General features: G+C 42.0%; 18 protein-coding genes. 6 read left to right on the forward strand and 12 right to left on the reverse strand.

Annotated features, from left to right (window positions below; all coding sequences use genetic code 11):
* Positions 1 to 48: 48 nt before the first annotated feature.
* The gene (gene pheS, locus LZZ98_RS11535) at positions 49 to 1,029 is read right to left on the reverse strand and encodes a phenylalanine--tRNA ligase subunit alpha (protein ID WP_131267062.1); all 981 of its coding nucleotides are present in this window, start codon (positions 1,027 to 1,029) and stop codon (positions 49 to 51) included.
* A 157-nt stretch (positions 1,030 to 1,186) separates the two neighbouring features.
* Between pheS and LZZ98_RS11540 the strand changes: the two genes are divergently transcribed.
* Positions 1,187 to 2,230 carry a hypothetical protein gene (locus LZZ98_RS11540; RefSeq protein WP_237787971.1) on the forward strand — a complete coding sequence of 348 codons (1,044 nt, stop codon included), beginning with the start codon at positions 1,187 to 1,189 and terminating at the stop codon, positions 2,228 to 2,230.
* Between the two features lie 170 nt (positions 2,231 to 2,400).
* Here the strand turns inward: LZZ98_RS11540 and LZZ98_RS11545 are convergent, their stop codons facing one another.
* The 3 genes from LZZ98_RS11545 to orn form a co-directional block, all read right to left on the reverse strand.
* Positions 2,401 to 2,910 carry a pyridoxamine 5'-phosphate oxidase family protein gene (locus LZZ98_RS11545; RefSeq protein WP_237787972.1) on the reverse strand — a complete coding sequence of 170 codons (510 nt, stop codon included), beginning with the start codon at positions 2,908 to 2,910 and terminating at the stop codon, positions 2,401 to 2,403.
* Between the two features lie 400 nt (positions 2,911 to 3,310).
* Positions 3,311 to 4,096 carry a tRNA threonylcarbamoyladenosine dehydratase gene (locus LZZ98_RS11550; RefSeq protein ID WP_237787973.1) on the reverse strand — a complete coding sequence of 262 codons (786 nt, stop codon included), beginning with the start codon at positions 4,094 to 4,096 and terminating at the stop codon, positions 3,311 to 3,313.
* Positions 4,097 to 4,530: 434 nt separating this feature from the next.
* Positions 4,531 to 5,085: an oligoribonuclease gene (gene orn, locus LZZ98_RS11555; protein WP_237787974.1), complete on the reverse strand. Its 555-nt coding sequence runs from the start codon at positions 5,083 to 5,085 to the stop codon at positions 4,531 to 4,533.
* 125 nt (positions 5,086 to 5,210) lie between these two features.
* Here orn and rsgA point away from each other — a divergent pair, with 125 nt between their 5' ends.
* The 4 genes from rsgA to secB all read left to right on the forward strand — a co-directional run bounded on the left by rsgA (position 5,211) and on the right by secB (position 7,538).
* Positions 5,211 to 6,269, forward strand: a complete 1,059-nt coding sequence (rsgA, locus tag LZZ98_RS11560; protein WP_237787975.1) for a small ribosomal subunit biogenesis GTPase RsgA — start codon at positions 5,211 to 5,213, stop codon at positions 6,267 to 6,269.
* Between the two features lie 94 nt (positions 6,270 to 6,363).
* A complete protein-coding gene (locus LZZ98_RS11565) occupies positions 6,364 to 6,771 on the forward strand; it encodes a rhodanese-like domain-containing protein (protein WP_086175787.1) in 408 nt (135 codons plus the stop codon).
* Between the two features lie 18 nt (positions 6,772 to 6,789).
* Positions 6,790 to 7,044, forward strand: coding sequence for a glutaredoxin 3 (gene grxC, locus LZZ98_RS11570; RefSeq protein WP_086175788.1), 255 nt, complete (start codon positions 6,790 to 6,792; stop codon positions 7,042 to 7,044).
* Positions 7,045 to 7,082: 38 nt separating this feature from the next.
* Positions 7,083 to 7,538 (forward strand): protein-export chaperone SecB, encoded by a 456-nt coding sequence (gene secB, locus LZZ98_RS11575; protein WP_086175789.1) that lies wholly within the window; start codon positions 7,083 to 7,085, stop codon positions 7,536 to 7,538.
* Positions 7,539 to 7,690: 152 nt separating this feature from the next.
* On the opposite strand, the gene LZZ98_RS11580 is transcribed toward secB, so the two are convergent.
* The 8 genes from LZZ98_RS11580 to LZZ98_RS11615 all read right to left on the reverse strand — a co-directional run bounded on the left by LZZ98_RS11580 (position 7,691) and on the right by LZZ98_RS11615 (position 19,009).
* Positions 7,691 to 8,497: an enoyl-ACP reductase FabI gene (locus LZZ98_RS11580; RefSeq protein WP_237787976.1), complete on the reverse strand. Its 807-nt coding sequence runs from the start codon at positions 8,495 to 8,497 to the stop codon at positions 7,691 to 7,693.
* 174 nt (positions 8,498 to 8,671) lie between these two features.
* Positions 8,672 to 9,406, reverse strand: coding sequence for a Bax inhibitor-1/YccA family protein (locus tag LZZ98_RS11585; protein WP_237787977.1), 735 nt, complete (start codon positions 9,404 to 9,406; stop codon positions 8,672 to 8,674).
* Positions 9,407 to 9,582: 176 nt separating this feature from the next.
* Positions 9,583 to 10,404, reverse strand: coding sequence for a TatD family hydrolase (locus LZZ98_RS11590; protein WP_237787978.1), 822 nt, complete (start codon positions 10,402 to 10,404; stop codon positions 9,583 to 9,585).
* The gene (locus LZZ98_RS11595; RefSeq protein ID WP_237787979.1) at positions 10,404 to 11,393 is read right to left on the reverse strand and encodes an RsiV family protein; all 990 of its coding nucleotides are present in this window, start codon (positions 11,391 to 11,393) and stop codon (positions 10,404 to 10,406) included. Before LZZ98_RS11595 ends, LZZ98_RS11590 begins: the two co-directional genes overlap by 1 nt.
* Positions 11,394 to 11,458: 65 nt before the next feature.
* Entirely contained in the window at positions 11,459 to 12,283 is an 825-nt protein-coding gene (locus LZZ98_RS11600; protein ID WP_237787980.1) for a hypothetical protein, read from the reverse strand.
* Positions 12,284 to 12,675: 392 nt separating this feature from the next.
* Positions 12,676 to 14,268: a peptide chain release factor 3 gene (locus tag LZZ98_RS11605; protein WP_237787981.1), complete on the reverse strand. Its 1,593-nt coding sequence runs from the start codon at positions 14,266 to 14,268 to the stop codon at positions 12,676 to 12,678.
* A 124-nt stretch (positions 14,269 to 14,392) separates the two neighbouring features.
* A complete protein-coding gene (locus tag LZZ98_RS11610; protein WP_237787982.1) occupies positions 14,393 to 16,462 on the reverse strand; it encodes a putative bifunctional diguanylate cyclase/phosphodiesterase in 2,070 nt (689 codons plus the stop codon).
* Between the two features lie 348 nt (positions 16,463 to 16,810).
* A complete protein-coding gene (locus LZZ98_RS11615) occupies positions 16,811 to 19,009 on the reverse strand; it encodes a carboxy terminal-processing peptidase (RefSeq protein WP_237787983.1) in 2,199 nt (732 codons plus the stop codon).
* A 197-nt stretch (positions 19,010 to 19,206) separates the two neighbouring features.
* Between LZZ98_RS11615 and nagZ the strand changes: the two genes are divergently transcribed.
* Positions 19,207 to 20,229: a beta-N-acetylhexosaminidase gene (gene nagZ, locus LZZ98_RS11620; protein ID WP_237787984.1), complete on the forward strand. Its 1,023-nt coding sequence runs from the start codon at positions 19,207 to 19,209 to the stop codon at positions 20,227 to 20,229.
* The last annotated feature ends 113 nt before the right edge of the window (positions 20,230 to 20,342 follow it).

The following is a 20,342-nucleotide window of genomic DNA, read 5'->3' on the forward strand; positions in this document are numbered from 1 at the left end:
TTTAGGAGATGAGAAGCACTGCTTCGCAAGAGAGGTTAATAAATTCGTTTAAGCAAATTGGCGTAAGAAACGCACATCATTTTGGAAGAACATACGTAAGTCATTCACACCGTAGCGAAGCATCGCAAAACGTTCTACACCTAGACCAAAAGCAAAACCTTTATATTTTTCAGGATCAATGCCGGCAGCTTGAAGTACATTTGGATGCACCATACCGCAACCCAAAACTTCTAGCCAGCGACCGCGTTCATCCATAATATCCACTTCCGCACTTGGTTCAGTGAACGGGAAGTAAGATGGACGAAAACGAACGGTTAAGTCCTTTTCGAAGAATTCGTTCAGCAAGTTCACCAACAAACCTTTCAGTTCTGCAAAGCTGGTATTTTCCGCAATGTATAAGCCTTCAATTTGATGGAACATTGGCGAATGGGTTTGATCCGAATCACAGCGATAGACACGGCCTGGGCAGACAATGCGAATCGGCGGTTGTTGTGTTTCCATAGTACGAATCTGCACGCCCGAAGTATGGGTACGCAATAAATGATTCACATCAAAATAGAAGGTGTCATGCATGGCACGCGCAGGGTGATGACCTGGAATATTTAAGGCTTCAAAGTTATGATAGTCATCTTCAACTTCAGGGCCGGTAGCCACAGTAAAACCGGCTTTGGTAAAGAATTGACAAATGCGTTCTTGCACTTGGGTTACAGGGTGAATGCTACCCACACTTTGACCACGACCTGGCAAGGTAATGTCGATCATTTCGCTAGCAAGTTTTTGTTCTAGTGCAGCTTTTTGTAATTCTGCCTGGCGTGTCGTTAATGCGCCAGTGATCGCTTCACGAACCGCATGAATTTTTGCCCCGAAAACTTTACGTTCTTCAGGATCCATTTTACCAAGCGCCTTCGATTGTTCCGCGAGCTGGCTTTTTTTCCCTGTAAATTGCACCCGTACTTGATCGAGTGTAGCAAGGTCTTGAGCTGCTGCAATCGCAGCGAGCGCTTCAGTGGTCAGGGCTTCCAGTGACATAGTAACTCTCAAAGCAACAATTTAAAAATATAATAAAACCCCATATTCTAACAGTTTTTGAACGTGTTGATGAAGTTCCCTGTAGAGGAAAAATTAGATTGGCATCCAGATTTAGAAAAAGTATAAGATAAAGCCAATATTTATGAGATAAATAACAATGGCACTTGATCAGATTTGGAAACAGCAGCTTACTTTGGTGACCTATGGCAATGAATATCTCAGCCAGAATCTGAGCTTTAATCATTGGGTACAACATGCCATTTTTAACCAGCACAATTTGCGTTTCCGAGATCTGCTGTCACAACATTTATTGGCACAACATTTTCAAATCTGGCTGGAAGGTCTAAAAAAACAGGGAACGCTTCGTATTAGCCTGCATAGTTCCAGTCTGTTAAGTGATGAACAGAATCCAAATGCCAATGTTGAACTGCTGGCCATTCCGCATTTTATTGTCAGCCATAAACACAATAAAAAGACTGCTTGGATTTTCGGCAAGGAATTGGCTGAATGGTATAATGCCGATAATGATTACGAAGTGCCCAAGCCACAGCAGGAACAATGTCGCCAGGAAACCTTCTGGCGTTTTGAGCTGAATTCAAAACTAGCCAAACGTATCGATGCCGATTTGCAACAGCCGAATTGGGATGACATTCAGATTTATACCAATAACGAATTATTTGACAGCAAGTTTGCCGGTGGATTTGTTGAACCTGTCCATCGGGATTTTCCTTATTATGGGATGACTCAGGCTGCGACAGAAAATGCAGATGGCTCTCCTTTGCCGGAAAGTAAATATCTGCCTTTACTGCCAAGTGAATATCAGGCGGATTATGCGCATACCACGCTACATCGCTTGGAAGCATTATCCAGTTATATTGAGCAGAAGCAGCAACATCCCTATCATGCGGATGGCGGTGAACTCAGTACTGATGAACGGCTGAATTTACGTCATTTTTCGCAAAAAATGGATGATTTAACAGCAAAATTTATCGTCAAGGTAGCCAATCATTATCAGTCAGCAAAACTGAAAAAAGTTGAAGTGGCCAATCCACTGGATGGTGCAACTAGCACTCCACATATCGCCCCACATGTAAAAAGCCATCCTACCCATGCTTCGCACAAGGTCGGTACATCGGGCGTTATCAAACTGATTCTACTGACCATTGTAATTTGTCTTTTGGCTTATTATTTTGGACTTTAATTCTTATAAAGATGCTAAAAAATTCAGCTCAATAGATATAAAAAGAAGAACAGGTATTTTTATCTATACGTGTTCTTCTTAATCTCTTGTTCTTCATCACCCTAAAAATAAAATGAATGAAAATCCTAAACACTTAGCCTATCTTTTAAACAGCCTTAAATATAAGCAGATTATAAGTCGAGTTTTTTGTGATCCGCTTCGACTCCGCCAGCATGGCCAGTAAGACTGCCTTTAAGGAGTTTAAATAGCTGAGTCACTTTATTGTCAGTCACGTTCCAATATTCTGCACTGACTGCTGCAGCCACCAAGATGCGTACACTCGGATCTTCCTTTCCTTCAAACCAGTTTTCAGCCCACGGGTTCCAGAGCTGATCAATCAAGGTTGGATCTGTGCTGATACGGGCATGTGCACTAATCGAGACATAAATGCTGTCAGAGGGCTTGGCAAAAGATAATCCAATTTTATTACGACCGGAATTGACTGCATTCACCAGATCATTGCTATCACTCAAGATAAAATACAGATTGTGACTTTCACTCATCTGCTCAGTCTTCTCAGAATTCAGCATGGTCATGGGTTGTGAATGTAATTCCTGTGTTTCAGTCGTATGACTGATCATGGCATATCGTACTTCCTTGATCAGTTGCCATAATTTTTCGCGATTATGATTATCCGTCATTGCTCTTCTCCTGAAGCTAAACTTTAGAAATAAGAAATTATTTAATTTGTGCATTCACTTCTTTTTTAGAGTAGTGATATTTTTCGCTTTAGATATCTCACCTTACTCAACTTATACATTTGAATAATAAAAGATTGGCTTAAAGATCATAAGAAACAACGAAAAAGAATTTGCTTATAAAGAGAGTTAAGAAGTCGAATTTATCTTTAGATTTATTAAATGCTCATTAACGATAAATTTTACAGTTGCTCAAATACCTGAACTATTTTTAACTTGGTTAAATGTCTCTGCTTCAATTGTTTTAATTTTTATGAATAGCAGTAATAGTCTGCTGAAATTTAACAGGAGCATCCAAATGTATTTAGTACTCAGCTTAAAGATCAACAGACTCGGGTTTACATCATGATTTTAATGCTTCCGTTTTTGCTTTTTTAACCGTCAGCTTTTTCAATACCTCTGACACCGCCACCATGGCGAAACTTGAAGTCACCACTACTGCTGAACCATAACCACCACAGCGCAGGCCGGCGCTGGCACAGACCTCTGCACCTGAAAATGGGTTATCGATAGAATAGACACAGCTAATACCAAATTTTTCTTTCGGCTTTTTGCAAATGCCTTTGGCACGTAACTGACTACGCAATTTGGCCAGCATCGGATCCTGTTCAGTTTTAGACAAGTCTGCGACACGAATTTTTAAGGGATCGAGCTTGCCGCCTGCCCCGCCCGATACAATCAAAGGAATTTTATTAAAACGACAATGCAGCATTAAGGCCAGTTTAGCTTTAACATCATCAATGCAATCGAGAACCACATCAGGTTTATTTGCTAACAGCTCTTTGACATTATCAGGCGTTAAATAGTCATCCACCAGATTGATCTTGATACGTGGATTAATCGAATAACAACGCTCGGCCATCACTTCAATTTTTTCACGTCCCAGAGTTGAAGTCATGGCAGGCAATTGACGGTTAATATTAGAAGCGGCAACCACATCCATATCAATCAAGGTCAGTTCAGCAATACCGGTACGTGCCAAAGCTTCAACCGCCCAAGAACCGACTCCGCCAATGCCGATTACCATCACATGACTGTGTTCATACTGACGAAAGGCTTCATCTCCATAAATTTTCTCTACACCCGCAAAGCGGCGGTCATATTCATCATCTTCAAGGAGATCAGTCATTCGTCATCTGGCATCTAAAAAACACCGAGGCATTTTATCAAATCCCAGCTCAATCCGATAATCTATATCTTTCGCATCCTTCAGCAGTTGTGACAAAGATAAAAAAAGAGGCTTTCGCCACTACTGTCCCATAATTTAAATTTTATTTTAGTACTGAATCAGCACGATGATTTGTGATCTTTAAATATTTGATATTTATATTTTTCACAGCCTTGTCTTTTCTTTAAAAGTTTAAATGGCTTTGTGTAGGCTAAACCCTACTTTTGACAGACCAAAAGTAGGCAAAAGTCTTTATTCCCCATACACGACATCCTGTCGTGATGTGGAATGTGTGACATCCCTGCCACACTCGCGAATCTGACACATGGACTTCAACTATGGTACAGCAGTGAGGCTTTCGCCCCTTTTTTCAATTTCTATAAATCAATCATTCTTTACTTATTGGTAATAAAGAAATACTCACGATAATATTTGAGTTCAACAATCGAATCACGAATATCATCCATGGCTAAATGTGAGGCATTCTTTTTCAGGCCGCTCATAATTTCTGGACGCCAGCGTTTCGCCAACTCTTTGACTGAAGATACGTCAAGATTACGGTAATGGAAGTATTGTTCCATTTCCGGCATTAAACGGTGCAAGAAACGGCGGTCTTGGCAAATCGAGTTACCACACATCGGTGATGATTTTGGATTGACCCATTTTTTCAAAAATTCCAGCGTCTGCTGTTCGGCATCTTGTGCGGTCAATTTACTGCGGCGTACCCGCTCGATCAGACCTGATTGTCCATGTTGACGCGTATTCCATTCATCCATCGCATTGAGCACGCGATCTGATTGATGAACAGCCAGCACCGGCCCTTCCGCCAGAATATTCAGGTTATCGTCAGTCACAATCGTTGCAACTTCAATAATTTGATCGTTATCCGTATCCAGACCTGTCATTTCCAGGTCAATCCAAATCAGGCGGGTATCAGGGGTGCTGCTCATAAATGTGCAATCTTATTAGGCTTAAAAACAGCTATAGTAGCAAATTTATTGCAACTTGGCTGTAACTCCTACCCTGCTTCATGCTATTTTTGCCTTACTTAATTCATGGTTTTTCTAGGATATGAATGGCTTTAATTCGTAAACGTCGTTTAACTGAACAGCAGCAGCGCCGCATTCAGAAACAACATCAAACACGTCAAGAAGAACTCGACACTTCAAATGATCTGGAAGGCTTAGTGGTTCAACATTATGGCCGTCAACTTGAAGTGCAAGCCCTCTCAGCGCCCGAAACCCATCCCACCAAACCTATCGTTGCAGCAGGTGAACCCGAACCGTTCTGGAAACCGATTGAAATCGGCAGTGTATGGCGATGTCATACCCGAACCAATCTGGAAGCACTGGTCACAGGTGACCGGGTAAAATGGCAGGCTGATCCAAATACCGGACTCGGCATTATTACTGCGATTCATCCACGTCAATCCCTGCTAACCCGTCCTGACCGCTACCATAAAGTTAAACCTGTTGCGGCCAATGTCAGCCTGATCGTGATTGTGTTTGCCTCCTTTCCGGAAGTCGCTCCCAGCTTAATCGACCGTTACCTTGTGGCCTGTGCCGATGCCGACATTCCTGCTCTATTGGTACTAAATAAAGCAGATTTAATTCAGGAAAATGATCCAATTTTGGCCCTGATGCAAGAATATCAAGCTTTAGGCTATGAAGTGATTCAAACTCAATCTGATGGTGATTTAACTGAACTAGCGAAACGTTTAGCTGGTGAAACTGTTGCCTTTGTGGGCCAGTCCGGGGTCGGAAAAAGCTCGCTGATTAATGCCATGGTTCCCGATGCAGCGCAAAAAACCAATGTGATTTCGGAAAACTCGGCACTAGGTCAGCACACCACCACCTCTACCCGTTTAATTGCCTTTGGTGAAGGAGCCGCACTGATTGACTCCCCGGGGATTCGTGAATTTGGCTTGTGGCATTTAGACCTGGACAAGGTTCAACACGGTTTTCCTGAAATTGAAAATCTGTTGGGGCATTGCCAGTTCCGTAACTGTACCCATAAGCATGAAAAACAGTGTGCTTTACGCCAAGCCGCCGCAAGCGGTGAAATTTTGCAACGCCGTTTGGACAGTTATTTGCGTTTAATTGATGAAATTACAGAAGCACAGCAAAAAAATTAATTTTTCTTAACCCTTAGCACTTGAAGCGGTGATTTTGATCGCCATATTTATAGGCTATACTCTACGCAATTTTGAAATTGTAATTAGGTGACTTGTGGAACGTTGGTTCGAATTTATGGGGAATCACCCCTTCTTGTTTGGAACACTTGGGGTGTTGATTGTTTTGTTCTTTATTTTAGAAGGACAACGCAATGGTCGTAAAATTTCACCACAATCTTTAGGTATTTTAGTGAAAGCTAAAAATGCCATGCTGATTGATTTACGTGATGCAAAAGATTTCCGTGAAGGTCATATCAGCGGCAGCCGTAATATTCCATATAGCCAGATTACAAGCCATGTTGAAGAGTTAAAATCTGCGGATCGACCACTGGTGTTCATTTGTAACCTGGGTCAAATTGCAGGTACCGCTTTACAGCAAGTGGGTCATGCCGACAGCTACCGTCTGGACGGTGGAATTAACAACTGGAAAGTGCAAGGCTTACCGCTGATTAAAAGCAAATAATACGCTTGGAGATTTTGAATGGCTGAAGTAACAATTTACTCAACTACTGTATGCCCTTACTGCGTTCGCGCGAAACAACTTCTTGAGCGTAAAGGCGTTGCATATAAAGAAATTAATTTATCTAACGAAGCGCCTGAAGTACGTGTTGAACTGATGCAACGCACCAATCACCGTACTGTTCCACAAATTTTTATTAACGACCAATTCATCGGTGGTTTTGATCAACTTTATGCTTTAGAGCGTGAAGGAAAACTCAACGAATTATTGGCTTAACACTTTTATTAAGTCACCCTCATATTAAGGATTAAAAAATGAGTGAACAACAAGCTCAACCGCAATTAGCGCTAGAACGTATTTATACTAAAGATATTTCTTTTGAAGTACCTGGGGCTCAAGTATTTACCAAAGAATGGCAGCCTGAATTAAACATCAACCTGTCTTCTTCTGCAGAAAAAATTGATGCAACCCATTATGAAGTTGCATTACAAGTTGTTGTTCAAGCGAACAACGCGGGTGAAACAGCATTCATCGTTGATGTAACCCAATCAGGAATTTTCTTGGTTGATAGCGTTGAAGAAGAACGTCTTCCATATATTCTTGGTGCATATTGCCCAAATATCTTGTTCCCATTCTTACGCGAAGCTGTAAATGATATGGTAACGAAAGGAAGCTTCCCGCAATTGCTTCTTACACCAATTAACTTCGATGCCGAATTCGAAGCCAATATGCAACGTGCTCAAGCCGCTGCTGCTGAAGGTCAAGCTTAAGCAAGCTTTAGACTGCAATAAAAAAGACCGCAAAAGCGGTCTTTTTTATTGCCATATTTCCCCCTTCTCCCTTTGGGAGAAGGTCGGGATGAGGGAGAAAAAGCAATCCCTCACCCTAGCCCTCTCCCACGGGGAGAGGGAACTGAAAATGATTATTCCGCATCCGCCATCAAATCAGCGCTCATACCTACAGTATTGAAGCCAGCATCAACATACATGATTTCACCGGTAATACCATTTGCCCAAGGCGAGCATAAGAATAATGCAGCATTACCGACATCTTCAATGGTCACGTTACGTTTCAGTGGTGCAACTTTTTCATTCAGGTCTAACATTTTACGGAAAGACTTGATGCCTGAAGCTGCAAGAGTACGGATTGGACCTGCTGAAATAGCATTTACACGAATGCCTTCGCTACCCAAGCTAGATGCCAAATAACGTACACCCGCTTCCAACGATGCCTTCGCCATACCCATGACATTGTAATTTGGCATTACACGTTCAGAACCTTGGTAAGTCAACGTCAGCAAGCAACCTTGGCGAACTTTTAACAAAGGTTTTGCAGCACGTGCCATCGCAACAAAGCTATAAGCACTGATGTCATGCGCAATATTAAAGCCTTCACGGTCAGTAATATCGGTAAAGTCGCCATCTAAAGTGTGCGCTGGTGCAAAACCAATTGAATGAACTACGCCATCCAAACCATCCCAATGTTTTGCCAATTCGACAAAAGCCTGGTCAATTTCAGCATCTACAGCCACGTCACAAGGGAAAACCAGAGTTGAACCGAATTGTTCAGCAAAGTCATCAACACGTTTTTTTAATTTTTCATTCGGATAGGTAAATGCCAGTTCCGCACCTTCACGGTGTAGGGCTTGAGCAATACCAAATGCAATGGATAACTTACTTGCAATACCCGCGATGAGAAAACGCTTACCCGCCAATAGTCCTTGTGCCATGTGAATCTCACTCAAAATAATTTACAAGCATAATGCCAAGTCTGAAGCATTTGCGAAATTGCATAATGCGCCTTTTTTTAACATGTTGTGTAAAAATCATAAAAAATGCTCCGCCATTGGGGGAGCATTTTTGAATTGATCACGCTATTTAATTAGCTGTCATTGTTAAGCGGATTAATCATCCCCTTGTAACAACCCCAGCAAGCGCAGGAATGAATAATACATCCACACCAAAGTCGCTAATAACGCAATACCACACAACCATTCCATCGCTTTCGGTGCATATTGTGCAGCGGCAGATTCAATCAGGTCAAAATCGAGAATCAGGTTTAAAGAAGCAATCACCGCAACAAAAGCAGCAAAGCCAATTCCGAGCCAGTTGCTTTCAAAAATATAAGGAATACTGGAACCAAAAGCCAAACTCATCACCATTTGCACCACAAATACCATGGCAATAGCAATAGAAGCCGACATCAGCACAGCTTTAAATTTTTCTGTGGCACGAATAATCTGGAAATGATACAGGCCAAACATCACCAAGGTAGTGATAAAGGTCGCAAGCAAGGCCTGCAAAGGTACTCCAGGAAATTTCAGCTGAAACAATACCGAAATCCCGCCTAAAAATGCACCTTCAAACAGCGCATAAGGAATGGCCAATACCGGTGCAGTATTCGGTTTAAAGGTGGTGATGAGTGCCAGGATAAAGCCGCCAATTGTCCCCACGATTGCAGCGGAATAGGCAATCGAGATATTCAGGGTCAAGAAGCTATATAAAAATAACGATAAACCGACTACAGCAGCAATCACGGTTAATAACACCGACTTTTGGATAGCGCCTTGCACCGTCATGGTCTGGTTAAAATCACTCTGGGTTTCTACCCGGGTCAAAATAGGATTATTACTTTGCATAATTCACTCATTATTGTCATTTAGATTTTTAAGTAGTATAGACAGCATTTAAGAACAGAAAATGAATCTGTGCAACATTGCATAAAATATCGGTCACATAGCACGACCGACTCTAGGCAAATTATCCAGTTAAAAACCCAATATTGAGCGATAAAAACTGGTTTTACAATATTTTTTTAAGATGTCAGCCTTAAGGCATCTAGGGAGTTTTTCCAGAGTTTTGCCGCAAGCCTAGTCTGATCCAGATTTAGCGATTGTGCCAACCCATCCAGCACATAAGGTAAATTGACTGGCGTATTGCGGGTGCGATGTTCAGTAGAACTTTGACAACATAAAGGCGTCATATCGGGACAATCAGTTTCCAAAACCAGATGCTCAGCACCAATGGCCTGAACCACGGCATGTAATTTTTTGGCATTGGGATTGGTAATTTGTCCGGTCACCCCAATTTTAAAACCCAGTTTAATAAAGGCCTTGGCTTCCTCTATCCCGCCACTAAAAGCATGCGCAATCCCACCCAAGCTAAATTGCTGCTGTTTTAATATAGCCAGTGTTTCGGCATGCGATTTTCGGATATGCAATAACACGGGTTTATCAAACTGTTGCGCCAATTCCAGTTGTGCTGCAAAAAAATCTTTTTGCTTCTGAAAAATTTCCGGCTGCTTGTGATGTTTTAAAAAGGTATCTAAACCAATTTCTCCAATCGCGACACAATCTTCAGTTTTTAAAAGTTGTTCCAGATCGGCCAGATGTGATGTTTGATGCTGTTCAATATAAAAGGGATGCAATCCCGGAGCTAAGTAACTTTGCGGAGCATCAGCCAATTGATTTAAGAACTGGTGACTTTGCAATAAATCCTGAAACCGCGACTGGATAAAACCAATCAAAATCAGGCGTTCGATCCCCACCGCTTTGGCCGCATGCGCCAGTTGTTCCCGATCTGCATCGAAATCAGGAACATCAAAATGGGTGTGAGTATCAAACAGTGAACAAGACATTAAGATTGGGCTTTAGTGTCACTGGCTGCACTTACAGCTGCTTGATTTTTTACTTCAGCTTGAGGCAGATAGGCTTTCTTCAGTACCGTTTGCAGCTGGTCATAAGGAATAGTTAAACGTGGCAATTCCACCACATAAGGTCCAATTTCATATTCCCCATATTGCAAAATCAAACCTTGAGTCGATAAATAGAAATTATCCGACAAGCTAAATTTCCATGCCTGTTCGTATTCATCGACACTGTTTGCCAGCTTGGACTCAATCACCCAGTTTTTAAACACTTCATGGGCTTTCTGTTCCAGTACAGCTTTCTGGTTTGGCGCCAAAATATCATCCAATTTAACGAGTTTTTTCTTCTTCAGGTCAAAATTATAATAATACTGTGAGGATGAACCATGTGCCCCGCCCAGATAGCTGCTCGAATTTAGCACCACGGTTGCCAAAGGCTGTCCGGCATTGAGAATCTTCGGTTTAATCATCAGACTAATCTGATGATTGGCACTTAAGGCCTTCAGCTCTTTATCCAGCGATAAAAATGTATACAGATAAGGGGCAACCTGTTTTTCCAGTTTTTGTTTCGGTGTTTCAATAGCTGCCGATGCCGCTGGTTCATCTGCCTGAGCTGGATTTGAATCTTTCGAATTTCCGCTCGCAGTGGTCGCATGCTGGTTTGCATTCAACGATTTCGGCGAAATATCTACAGTATGATCCAGCTGTTTTAAAATCTGCTGATCGATAAATTCATCAATAAAAGTCTGGTTAGTGGAAAGACGCTCGATGCTTATTTCAGGACAGCTATTCCCATCACATTCAGGCAAATCTAAACTTAACTTTTCAGTATCTCCGGCCAATTTTAAAACTTCCAGTTGAGCGGTTTGGGCAGGTTTTGTGTGTTCTTCTTTAGGCTCAGCTTGTTTAGGTTGGCATGCACTCAATGCAATTGCTGTAGCAACAAGGCTTAGGGTAAATATTGTTTTATTTTTTAGCATCATCTGACCTATAACTTGAATCTGGTAAATGGACGTTCACTCGATGTCGTATGGATTACGGCTTACTAAAACATATGCTGATAAGCATCAGCTTTCAATATCTGTTGGGTTTGTGCTTTGGTTAAATAAATATCCAACTGAGCGCCATCTTTAACAATTTCATGGGTACGATAATGTAAACCAACGCCTTCTTGATCAAAGAACCAGTCTGCCTGTCCCCAATACAGCTTTTTCGGGGCTTTTTGTTTTACTTCAGCCTTTTGCTGTTTTAACCATTTTTGATAAGCCTGTTGCACAATGTCATTCATGACCGTTTGCTGCTTGGGCTCCAGAATATCCAGTAAAGTCACTGCTTTCTGTGTTTTACGATCAGCCACAAAGAAATAATAGCGTTCTTTCACTTTTACTTCTTCTTGTTTTGTATCGACTCCTAGCTGCATCAATACGTACTGATTACGCTGATAGGCAATACGGGTATACATTGCCAGTTCATAGGGCTTATTTTTGGAAAATTCGGCTTGCCAGGCATCAGACTTTTTCACATAGGCATTAATAGCCTGTTGCAAGCTCATATCCTGCTTTAGACCAATTTGATCTTGAATGACCTTGGCCTGACTCTTGGCAATCCAGTCATTTAACCAGGCATCTTCGGTATGGACTGTTTGAATATTCAGATCAATACAATTCTTGGTTTCACAAAAAGGCAAGGCAATTTTTGCCTCTTGCTCCTGAATATTTAAATATGGCAACACCTCGGCCTGCTCGGTTTTAAAGACCGATGCAGGAGACTGTTCCTGCTCTTGTTGTTTCGATTCTTGTTTTGAAGCATCACAGGCACTGAGCATCAGAGCAATGGCGATTATGGATGCAGCCCTTATTTTCCCGTTCATGCTGACCACTCTTTTTTCTCAAGTCATTCATCTATGTTAATGATTCTAATGGGGTCTGTTAACACTTCATCTATGTTTGCGACGACACATATTTTTTACTGATATGAGGCACGAAGCAGGAAATTTAGTCATTCTAAATAACTGCTTCGTAACGACATAGCAGCAAAAAATATGCTAGTCCCTTGCGCTAAAAACAAAGCAGTGCTTCGCTTTTGCTCATGTGGCTAAAATTTTCTCAGATTTCGTTACGAAACTTAAAAATAGTCTCGCTATTCTTTGCGTTTCATGCCTTATCTGCTTAATTTTAGCCCACAGCGCAAACTATTTATGAAGGGTTAATAGCCCCCTAATTAAAACAGCTTCATAAAGAAGCTGTTTTATTTTTGCTTATTTTAGTGTTCGCGTGTGGCACGGAACTGGATATCCGGATAACGCTCTTGCATCAATTGCAAATTCACACGACTTGGTGCCAGATAAGTCAAATGACCACCGCCATCTAGCGATAACTGATCATGTGCCTTTTTCTTAAATTCATTGAATTTCTTTTCATCATCACATGAAACCCAACGCACAGTATTAATGTTTACAGGCTCGTAAACACAATCAACTTTGTATTCTTCTTTCAAACGATACGCTACCACATCAAACTGTAGCACACCGACTGCCCCCACAATCAGATCATTGTTGATTTGCGGCATGAATACCTGAGTTGCACCTTCTTCTGAAAGTTCTTTTAAACCCTTTTGCAGCTGTTTAGATTTCAAAGGATCTTTCAAACGCACACGACGGAACATTTCCGGCGCGAAGTGTGGAATACCGGTGAAGTGCAAATTTTCACCTGAAGTAAAGGTATCGCCAATCTGGATGGTGCCATGGTTATGTAAACCAATGATATCCCCCGGCCAAGCTTCTTCTAGCTGTTCACGCTCACCCGCCAAGAAAGTCAAGGCATCACTAATCCGTACATCTTTACCCAGACGGACATGATTCATTTTTAAGCCTTTTTCATACTTACCCGAACAGATACGCATGAATGCAATACGGTCACGGTGTTTTGGATCCATATTGGCCTGAATTTTGAAAACAAAACCGGTAAAGCCTTCTTCATTCGCCTCTACAGCACGTTCATGAGTAGGATGTGCTTTAGGTTTTGGTGCCCATTGAATAAAGGCATTTAACACATGATCGACTGCGAAGTTACCCAATGCAGTACCGAATAGTACCGGTGTTTGACGGCCTGCCAGGAATTCTTCAGGGTCTAATGGATCATTGGCCATTTGCACCAATTCCAAAGATTCTTCAAAGGCAGCAAAAGCCAGCTCACCCACTTTTTCACGCAAGTCAGCATGGTCATAGCCATCACGGACTTCAATGTCGGTAATGGTTGAGCCAAAACCGGCTTTGTAAACGTAGAATTTTTCTTCGAGGATGTTATATACGCCAGCAAAATCACGACCTGTCCCCAGTGGCCAGGTAATGGGTACACAGCGGATTTTCAGGACATTTTCAATTTCATCAAGCAATTCTAATGGTTCACGGATTTCACGGTCCATTTTGTTGACGAAAGAAATAATCGGAGTGTCGCGCATACGACACACTTCCATTAATTTAATGGTTCGTTCTTCGACCCCTTTTGCACCGTCAATCACCATCAATGCAGAGTCAACCGCAGTTAAAGTACGGTAAGTATCTTCAGAGAAATCTTCATGCCCCGGGGTGTCGAGCAAGTTGATCACATGATTTTTATAAGGGAACTGCATAACCGAAGTGGTAATGGAAATACCACGTTCTTTTTCCATTTCCATCCAGTCAGACGTTGCAGCACGATCTGACTTTCGACTTTTGACCATCCCTGCAACCTGAATTGCCTTACCCCATAACAATAGTTTTTCTGTCATGGTGGTTTTACCAGCATCGGGGTGGGAAATAATCGCGAACGTCCGTCGCTGTGCGACCTGCGCCGCTAATTCGTCTTTAAAACTCATGAAAGATACCTACTGCAGAATGGCAGTGAAAAAGATCAGAACTGATCAATATAAAAAATTGGCCATATTGTAGCAGATCATAAAACTTTTGAAATGAACTAAACTTGTTCGGTTCGCACCAATCTTAAGTAAATAATGCCTTGTCCATCTTTTCCAAACGGTTCACATCCATCGGCATTCCCAACAGAAAGCCCTGCAATTGCTGACAGCCTAAACGGGTCAATATGTCTGCCTGTAAAGGTGTTTCAACCCCTTCTGCAGTAACCACCAGACCCAGTTTTATAGCCAGCTGGATAATACTTTCTAAAATCATTTCATCTTTTGAACCAACTGCCAGATCACGGATAAATTCCCGATCTATTTTCAATTCATCTACCGGTAAGTTCTTCAAATATAAAAAGCTGGAATGACCTGTTCCAAAGTCATCAATCGCCAGTTTAATGCCCATCTGACGCAGCTGCTCAAAACACCGAATTGTAGAATCCACATGATGCATGGCGGTCGATTCGGTAATTTCGATGGCTAAATGATTGGGATTAATCTGATATTTATCAAATAAATTTTCCAGTGTTGAAAACAGGTGCTTATGTTCAAATTGTACAGCGGATAAATTTACTGCGACAGGAAAATAGTTGGAACCATTTTGCTCCCAGATTTGAATTTGTTTACAGGCCTGTTCAAGTGCCCAATAGCCCATTTGAATAATCAGTCCGGTTTTTTCCGCGCCACCTATAAACATGTTCGGCGTCAACATTCCCAAGCTTGGATGATTCCAGCGGATCAGGGCTTCTACGCCGCAAATTGCATAATCCCGGGTGGTAAATTTGGGCTGGTAAAATAGAACAAATTGTTTTTCTTCAACGGCTTTATATAGATCATTGATCAATTTGGTCTGACTTTTGGTCTCCTGCTGATCAGCACTGTAACTAAACAGGGAATAGGTGTTTCTACCTTGATATTTCGATGTCAGCATGGCTGCATCGGCATTAATCAGCAGATCTTGCAAATTATTGCCATGATCTGGGTACAGGGCGATACCAATACTGCTAGAAATGTTGATCTCTTTACCGGCGATCAAAAAGCTGTCCTGAATTTGCCCCAACAGCTGTTCTGCTTTTGCAATGGCATGTTCAAGGGTGGCCTGTTCCAGCACCATCAAAAACTCATCTCCACCTAAACGAAGCAGTTTTTCATTTGGTTTCAGCTTGTGCTGAATACGGCTGGCCAGTTGCACCAGCAACTGATCACCGATATGATGCCCAAATACATCATTCACCGCTTTAAAACGATCTAAGTCGATATAGAGAAAGGCAATTTTATCATTCCTGTAACGATGATCGGTAAATAAAAAATGTGAATATTCCGCAAGGAATAAACGATTGGGTAATTGGGTTAAATTGTCCTGCACGGCCTGATTGGCCAATTCACGATTGGCTTTAGAGAGCTGTATATTCCGGACTTCGAGTCTTTGTTCCAATATAGCGACACAAAATGCTGCGAGAAAAATTAAACTGGTGACTAAAATAACACTTAATAAAATTAATCCTTGCCCGGTTTGATAATGTGTAACCATCCGATCTGCAGCAATGGCATGAAAAACAATTGCCCCCATACCAACATAGTGTATCGCGACAATGGTCAGCGCCATCATACCTACCAAAGAAATCTTGATCAGCAGCTTTTTCTGTGCTGCATTTTTATATTTAAAAATGAGCCAGAACGTTAAACCTGAACCAGCGATTGCAATTAAAACGGAAAAAATCGTCAGCAGAGGATCATAATAAATTTGGTGCTGATTGAGGACCAGTGCCATCAGGCCGGTATAGTGCATTCCGGCAATACCCATTCCCATCAGTACCGCCCCTAAGACAAGCCGGCCAAAGGGTAAGGTTTCCCGCGTGGTCAGCCAAATCGCAAAGGTCGATGCAATAAACGCAATAAGATACGAAACAAAAGTAAGACCATAATCTAAAGAGTAATCTACCGGCAAATGACAAGCGAGCATACCGGTGAAGTGCATACACCAAATTGCAGCTCCGAGCGTGAGACCACTAATGATGAGAAGCATTTTTTCATATTTCTGACCCAAGCCACGGAATAATAATTGTTCGAATGAAACTGTAAAATAACAGGCCAAAATAGTAATAATTATTGAAACAATTACCAGGCTAAAATCATAATGCATATGAACCATATGAAGTTCCGTATAGGTTATCTTTCTTGTTTTAATCCACGTGATTAGTACTCTTTATACTGTCTAAAAATTTTCATCTTCAAAAGAGTGGTTATAAAAACAATCAATTAAAACAAGAATCTAATACTATTCTATTTTGGTCAAGTGTTAATTGCTCTATTCATTTTTATTTCTAATTTATTCATCTTGCAAAATAAACATCGTTCAACATTTTATCATTATTCCTACACCGTTCATATTTTTAAAAGTAGCGTTAAACATGAATTCCCCCATTCGCTCATGCATAAATAAAAAACCAGTCAGATCAACTGACTGGTTTTTTAAATAGATAAAAGCTAAATAATCATTCTATCTGGCAGAAGCCTTAGCTGACTGTAATTTCGCATAATCCAATAAAATATTGGCAGACTCTGTCACAAATGTTTCTTCTTCAGCTAATGCAGGTCGTTGAGTTGCCTTCATTTTTGCACGAGATTCAATCAGGGCATCTACAGAAGCCTGATAACTTTCCCAATTGGTATAAGGCTTTTGACCCGTCATGCTACGGCGTTGATTTTCCGCCTCTAAAGTTTTCTGCTCAAGTGCATTCAACTCGGCTTTACGCTGATCAATATCCAGTACCACACGCTTTTGCTCATCGGTTTTTTTCGCAATGGCTTTACGCTGCTCCAGATATTTAAATTGCGGATCAGCAACGACGCGTTGCTGCGACATTTGTGCCAGATTTTGCACATATGGCTGTACCGAACCTTCACGCTTAAATGGTGCGGTTGGAATGGTATCCCATTTCAAGGCATTCTTGGCTTTACGCTCGCCAAACTCTTCGTTGTAGATATCAACCAGTTTGATGTCAGGTACTACCCCTTTATTTTGTGTACTTCCCCCAGTCACGCGGTAGAACTTACGCTGGGTCAAGGTTGCCTGACCATAGGCCAAGGTATCAAGCTGAACCTGAGCAGTTCCCTTACCGGTGGTGGTACTGCCAATCACAATCCCGCGCTCATAATCCTGAATAGCGGCAGAATAAATCTCACTGGCGGATGCTGAAGCCAGATTAATCATAACCGCCAATGGACCGGCATAGGTTTGTGCACCACCGTCATCATCTTCAAACACACTGACATTGCCGTTACCATCGCGAATTTGCACCACTGGACCCGACTTGATGACTTGTCCTAACATACGCGCAACTTCTTCAAGCGAACCACCCGGGTTATTACGCAAATCGATAATAATCCCTTCTACTTTCTTGGCTGCCAGACTTTTTAGGGCATTGTTGGTATCTTCAGAAACAGAACGATAATCCGTACCGGCACGACGCGCACGATAGTTCAAATAGAATGATGGAATTTCAATCACACCAAAAGTATGATTTTTACCATCGCGCTTGATCTCTACGGTACGTGAACGAACTCCAGCATCTTCTTCTTGAATCACATCACGCACCAGGCTAACTGTACGTGCCTGCCCCATAGATGCGCCTGCACCCAATAAACGTAAGCTTACCTTGGTTCCGCGCTTGCCACGTATCAGACCCACTACTTCATTGCTGGCCCAACCGATCACATCCACCATTTTATCGCCATCTTGGGCTACGCCAATAATGCGGTCTCCAGGTTTGATCTGACCTGATTTACTGGCAGGACCACCTTCCACAATAGTTTCAATTTTGGTGTAATCTTCATTGCCGCGTTCAGGACGAATCGACACCCCAATCCCTTCTAATTGCAGGGTGGTTTGACGGTTCAACTCCATTGCATCAACAGGCGGGAAATAGTTGCTGTGCGGATCATAGGTCAACATCATCGCATTTAAGGTCTTGTCGAGGACATCATCACTTTTTACACGGCTGACACGCTCAAGCTGACGGGTATAACGCTTGGTCAGGGTTTGAACTGGAGTTAAATCTTCCGGACTTGCCAGATCCTGACCATTAGCCAGAGTTGGATCATCTTTTAAGGCTTTTTGCTTCGCAGACTCTTCTTCTTTACTAATATTCAAGTTAATCAGCTGCGATACCAACATTTTTTGCCAATGGGCACGTTGTTCTGCTGCAGACTTGAAATAAGGTGCTTTTTCACGATCAGTATCAATATAAACATTGGTTTGTTTCAAGTTTTGCGGTTTTTTCAACTCAGCCAGCATGAACTCATAAAACTGTTTTAAGCGTTCACGGTATTGGGCATGAATTAAATATGGACCCGATAAATCCCCGGCTTTTAATGCGGCACCGAAATTTGCACCATAATTTTTCTTATATTGTTCCACTTCAGGTGCTAAAAATAATGTGTGGTCTGCATCTAGGCTATCTAGATAAAAATCGAGGATACGATTGGAAGTCGCCGCATCTAAACGCTGATTTAAATAATGCTGACGGTCAACCAGAGTTGCCAATTGGCGTGAAACCAACGCCTGTTCCTGCGTGGGTTGAATCGATTGAGAAACTGCCTCTGTATTATTAGCTGCAATTGCCTCGTTCATTACATGAGAAAAGAAAAATCCTCCAGTCGCGATTGCAACTGCACAAGCTAATGTCTGAAGTTTCATAAATAATTCGTACTTCCTTGGTCTTGGACCAATATTGCATCGTCGTTTTTTAACATGAATTGAGTATATTCAAAATCTTAAACAACTTAATATGTATGTCGTGTAGTTTTATCATATTCTGTACTGTCAAAATGTAGCAAATCATTGCAAAATTCGGGTATTGTTTTTCTTTATAAAATTCCAACACGGACACCGATATGATTGGCGCATTGATGCTAGACATCGCTGGCACAGAACTTACTCAAGAAGATATTGAACTATTACGGGCACCGCAAGTAGGCGGCATGATTTTATTTTCACGAAATATACAATCACCACAACAAGTTCGCGCCTTAACCGATCATATGCGTCGCATCAGACCTGACATTTTAATCGCTGTGGATCAGGAAGGCGGCCGGGTACAGCGCTTGAAACAAGGCTTTACCTTACTGCCTGCGATGGGCCGTTTAGGTGAGCTTTATTCAACTGACCCGGAAAAAGCCGTGGATTTGGCCGAGCAATGCGGCTGGCTGATGGCCACTGAAGTGCTTGCCGTTGGGATTGACTTCAGTTTTGCACCAGTACTGGACTTGAATGATGTCAGTGATGTGATTGGCGATCGTGGTTTTGCCAAAAACATTGATGATATTGTCCCTCTTGCCAGTGCTTTCATCAAAGGGATGAAACGTGCAGGCATGGCCAATACCGGTAAACATTTTCCGGGTCACGGTTCGGTCAAGGCAGACTCCCATGTTGCAGCACCCGTAGATTCACGTTCTTATGATCAAATCTATCACAAAGATATGCAAACCTTTATCCAGCTCATACCACAGTTGGATGCATTGATGCCTGCGCATGTGATTTATGACCAGGTCGATCCGAACCCTGCCGGCTTCTCGCCTTATTGGATTCAGAACATTTTGCGTCAACAATTAAACTTTGATGGCGTACTATTCTCTGATGACTTAACCATGCAAGCCGCATGTGTTGCTGGTGGCGCAGATGCACGTATTCAGGCTGCACTCAAAGCCGGATGTGATATGGGCCTGGTTTGTAATGACCGCTCAGCCGCTTGTACCGCACTCGAAGGGATTCGCGATTTACCTTTACCCAATCAACAGCGTCTGCAGCGTATGCGCGGTAAAATTCCAGAAATCACGGTTGGGCAAACGCTGAACTTGGGGGCAGAATGGCAAAAAGTTCGCGATAGCATCGAAAACTTTAAAAAATCATTTAATTAATGCGACAAAAGGAACACGACAAGGTGTTCCTTTTTCTTTATGATAAATAAAAATAAAATGCACTTACTTCATTCAGCTCATTGTGCTTTGCGTCAAAACTAAAAATAAGCTGA

Source organism: Acinetobacter sp. SM34 (assembly GCF_022012365.1).
Classification (GTDB): domain Bacteria; phylum Pseudomonadota; class Gammaproteobacteria; order Pseudomonadales; family Moraxellaceae; genus Acinetobacter.

Bases quoted from the DNA above. Each gene is read 5' to 3' on its own strand.
- pheS (WP_131267062.1), bottom strand. From the start codon at position 1,029: ATGTCACTGGAAGCCCTGACCACTGAAGCGCTCGCTGCGATTGCAGCA.
- LZZ98_RS11540 (WP_237787971.1), top strand. From the start codon at position 1,187: ATGGCACTTGATCAGATTTGGAAACAGCAGCTTACTTTGGTGACCTAT.
- LZZ98_RS11545 (WP_237787972.1), bottom strand. From the start codon at position 2,910: ATGACGGATAATCATAATCGCGAAAAATTATGGCAACTGATCAAGGAA.
- LZZ98_RS11550 (WP_237787973.1), bottom strand. From the start codon at position 4,096: ATGACTGATCTCCTTGAAGATGATGAATATGACCGCCGCTTTGCGGGT.
- orn (WP_237787974.1), bottom strand. From the start codon at position 5,085: ATGAGCAGCACCCCTGATACCCGCCTGATTTGGATTGACCTGGAAATG.
- rsgA (WP_237787975.1), top strand. From the start codon at position 5,211: ATGGCTTTAATTCGTAAACGTCGTTTAACTGAACAGCAGCAGCGCCGC.
- grxC (WP_086175788.1), top strand. From the start codon at position 6,790: ATGGCTGAAGTAACAATTTACTCAACTACTGTATGCCCTTACTGCGTT.
- secB (WP_086175789.1), top strand. From the start codon at position 7,083: ATGAGTGAACAACAAGCTCAACCGCAATTAGCGCTAGAACGTATTTAT.
- LZZ98_RS11580 (WP_237787976.1), bottom strand. From the start codon at position 8,497: ATGGCACAAGGACTATTGGCGGGTAAGCGTTTTCTCATCGCGGGTATT.
- LZZ98_RS11585 (WP_237787977.1), bottom strand. From the start codon at position 9,406: ATGCAAAGTAATAATCCTATTTTGACCCGGGTAGAAACCCAGAGTGAT.
- LZZ98_RS11590 (WP_237787978.1), bottom strand. From the start codon at position 10,404: ATGTCTTGTTCACTGTTTGATACTCACACCCATTTTGATGTTCCTGAT.
- LZZ98_RS11595 (WP_237787979.1), bottom strand. From the start codon at position 11,393: ATGCTAAAAAATAAAACAATATTTACCCTAAGCCTTGTTGCTACAGCA.
- LZZ98_RS11600 (WP_237787980.1), bottom strand. From the start codon at position 12,283: ATGAACGGGAAAATAAGGGCTGCATCCATAATCGCCATTGCTCTGATG.
- LZZ98_RS11605 (WP_237787981.1), bottom strand. From the start codon at position 14,268: ATGAGTTTTAAAGACGAATTAGCGGCGCAGGTCGCACAGCGACGGACG.
- LZZ98_RS11610 (WP_237787982.1), bottom strand. From the start codon at position 16,462: ATGGTTCATATGCATTATGATTTTAGCCTGGTAATTGTTTCAATAATT.
- LZZ98_RS11615 (WP_237787983.1), bottom strand. From the start codon at position 19,009: ATGAAACTTCAGACATTAGCTTGTGCAGTTGCAATCGCGACTGGAGGA.
- nagZ (WP_237787984.1), top strand. From the start codon at position 19,207: ATGATTGGCGCATTGATGCTAGACATCGCTGGCACAGAACTTACTCAA.